2 protein-coding genes and 1 pseudogene are annotated in these 2,683 nt (G+C 62.1%); 2 read left to right on the top strand and 1 reads right to left on the bottom strand.

Annotated elements, in window-relative coordinates:
* Positions 1–73: 73 nt before the first annotated feature.
* Both istA and istB read left to right on the top strand, forming a co-directional pair.
* Positions 74–1,618, top strand: a complete 1,545-nt coding sequence (gene istA, locus AC13EY_RS00250; protein ID WP_228247764.1) for an IS21 family transposase — start codon at positions 74–76, stop codon at positions 1,616–1,618.
* 14 nt (positions 1,619–1,632) lie between these two features.
* The gene (istB, locus tag AC13EY_RS00245) at positions 1,633–2,388 is read left to right on the top strand and encodes an IS21-like element helper ATPase IstB (RefSeq protein ID WP_228247765.1); all 756 of its coding nucleotides are present in this window, start codon (positions 1,633–1,635) and stop codon (positions 2,386–2,388) included.
* 93 nt (positions 2,389–2,481) lie between these two features.
* Here the strand turns inward: istB and AC13EY_RS00240 are convergent.
* A pseudogene (locus AC13EY_RS00240) lies at positions 2,482–2,683 on the bottom strand (IS3 family transposase); the annotation flags it as partial.

The raw sequence follows: 2,683 nt of genomic DNA, 5'->3' as shown, positions 1-2,683 counted from the left end.
AATCACTGCCAACACACTGGAATTCTTCAACTTAATCGCGCATACCGCTTCCTTTTTCCACGAGGAAGAGCGGATGCCGGCTGCGAGGATTTCCATGCGACAGATCACCGAGGTCTTGCGCCTCAAATACGAAGCCGGTCTTAGTCACGAGCGCATTGCTCGTGCCTGCGGACTTTCCAAGGGCGTGGTCGGCAAGTACGTCAGCCTGGCCCAGGTCCAGGGTGTTACCTGGCCACTGCCGAAGGACCTGGACGAGGTTCGGCTGCACGCGCTGCTGTTCCCGGCCAAGACGCCACCGTCACGCTTTGCCGAGCCCGATTACTTCCAGGTCCATCAGGAGCTCAAGACCAAAGGCGTCACCCTGCAACTGCTCTGGGCCGAGTACGTGGAACGCCACGGCGACAAGGCCTACCGCTACAGCCAGTACTGCCACCACTACCGACTCTGGCGTGGCCGGCAGCGCCGCAGCATGCGTCAGGTCCATCGGGCTGGCGAGAAGATCTTTATCGATTACTGTGGTCCCACTGTGCCGGTGGTGGACCGCTCTACCGGTGAGGTGCGCAAGGCCCAGGTCTTTGTATCAGTGCTGGGCGCCTCCAGTTACACCTTCGCCGAGGCCACCTGGAGCCAGAGCCTTCCAGACTGGATCGCCTCCCACCAGAGGATGTTCACCTTCTTCGGCGGGGTACCGGAACTGCTGGTTCCGGACAACCTCAAGGCTGCGGTGAGCAAAGCGGACCGCTACAGCCCGACGATCAACGAGACCTATGCTGAGCTGGCCTGCCATTACCAGACAGCGGTGTTGCCCGCACGGCCCTACAAGCCCAAAGACAAGGCGAAGGCCGAGACGTCGGTGCTGTTGGTCGAGCGCTGGATCCTAGCCCGTTTACGCCACCAGATGTTCTTCTCCCTGGCCGAACTGAATACCGCCATTGCCGCGTTGCTACCAGCCCTGAACCAGCGCCCGTTCCAAGGGCAAACCGAGAGCCGCCAAAGCCTGTACGACGCACTTGACCGACCGGCGCTGCGACCGATGCCAGCAGCGCCCTATACCTACGCCGAATGGCGCAAGGCCCGGCCGGGCATCGACTACCACATCGAGATCGATAAGCGGCTGTACAGCGTGCCCCACGCGTTGGTGGGGCTGGTGCTGGACGTACGGGTAACGGATACCGCCCTGGAGGTCATGCACAAGGGGCAGCGGGTGGCGTTACATCCCCGCCACGGCAAAAGCCGCTTCGTGACCCTGACCGAACACATGCCCAAGGCGCATCAGGCCCACAAGGAGTGGTCACCGGGCCGCTTCCTCAACTGGGCCAAGGACATCGGTCCCGCCACCTTGGAGGTGGTGCAGGGCCAGCTCAAGGACCGCCCTCATCCAGAGCATGGCTACCGTGCCTGCCTGGGGTTACTGAACCTCAGCCGGCGCTACAGCCGTGAACGCCTTGAGCAGGCGTGCGTCCGGGCGCTGTCCATCAACTCGGCCAGCTACCAGAGCATCACCTCGATCCTGAAACAGGGTTTAGATCAGTTCCCCCTGCCACTGGCCGAGGATGAGCGTGACCTGACCGAGCTGCCGGCGCACACCAACGTTCGCGGCCCGCATTACTACCACTGATCCCGGAGAAACCTATGTTGACTCACACTACACTCAACACCCTGCGCCAACTCAAGCTGACGGGCATGTGCGACGCCCTGGAACAACAACGGGCACAGCCCGAAACCCACGATCTGGCATTCGAAGAACGCCTGGCCCTGCTGGTGGACCGGGAAGTACTGCACCGTGAAAACCGCCGGCTGGACCGCCTGCTCAAGGCTGCCCGCTTGCGCGTGCCGGCCTGCATCGAAGACATCGACTACCGCCACCCGCGAGGGCTGGAGCGCTCGCGGATGGCAGGTCTGGCCAGCTGCGACTGGGTCGGCCAGTCCCTGAACCTGTGCATCACCGGCCCCACCGGCTGCGGCAAGACCTGGTTGGCCTGCGCCCTGGGCAACCAAGCCTGCCGCCAGGGCCTGTCCGTGCGCTACCTGCGGGTGCCACGGCTGTTCGAACAAATACGGATCGCCCACGGCGATGGCAGCTACGCCCGCCTGATGACGCAGCTGTTGAAAACCGATCTGCTGATCCTGGACGACTGGGGCATGCAGAAGGTCAATGCCCAGCAACGACAGGATCTGATGGAGGTGATCGAGGACCGTCACGGACGTGGCTCAACGCTCATTGCCAGCCAGCTACCCACCGAGCACTGGCACGACTACATCGGCTCCGCCACGCTGGCCGACGCCATCCTGGACCGGCTCCTGCACGGTGCCCACCGGCTCAATCTGAAGGGGGAATCACTGAGAAAAGCTAACGCTCAAAACACCGTATCGATTGACCCATCGTGACCGCTCAGAGTACAAAACCCGTTCCAGCGTGAAGGCCGTGTGCAAATCGGTCACGATCCCCGGAATGACCGGTCACGTTCACCGGAATACGCAAGGCCGCTCCACTGTCGACTTCTTGTAGGCGTGTGTCCCCGGTTGCTTACTAATCAGGCCTTGCTCTTTCATCAGCGCTCTTACCTTAAAGCGACCGATCACTGTACCTTCTGCTTGGAGCATGGCGGCTATGCTGCGACTACCCGCGGCACTGCGGCTTTGAGTAAACAGCTCGTTCACTCGACGACGCAGCAGTAGCCGC

The sequence above is a fragment of the Halopseudomonas sp. L-58 genome, from assembly GCF_056859475.1.
This window is presented reverse-complemented; position numbering and strand designations above follow the sequence as displayed.

Bases quoted from the DNA above. Each gene is read 5' to 3' on its own strand.
- istB (WP_228247765.1), top strand. From the start codon at position 1,633: ATGTTGACTCACACTACACTCAACACCCTGCGCCAACTCAAGCTGACG.
- istA (WP_228247764.1), top strand. From the start codon at position 74: ATGCCGGCTGCGAGGATTTCCATGCGACAGATCACCGAGGTCTTGCGC.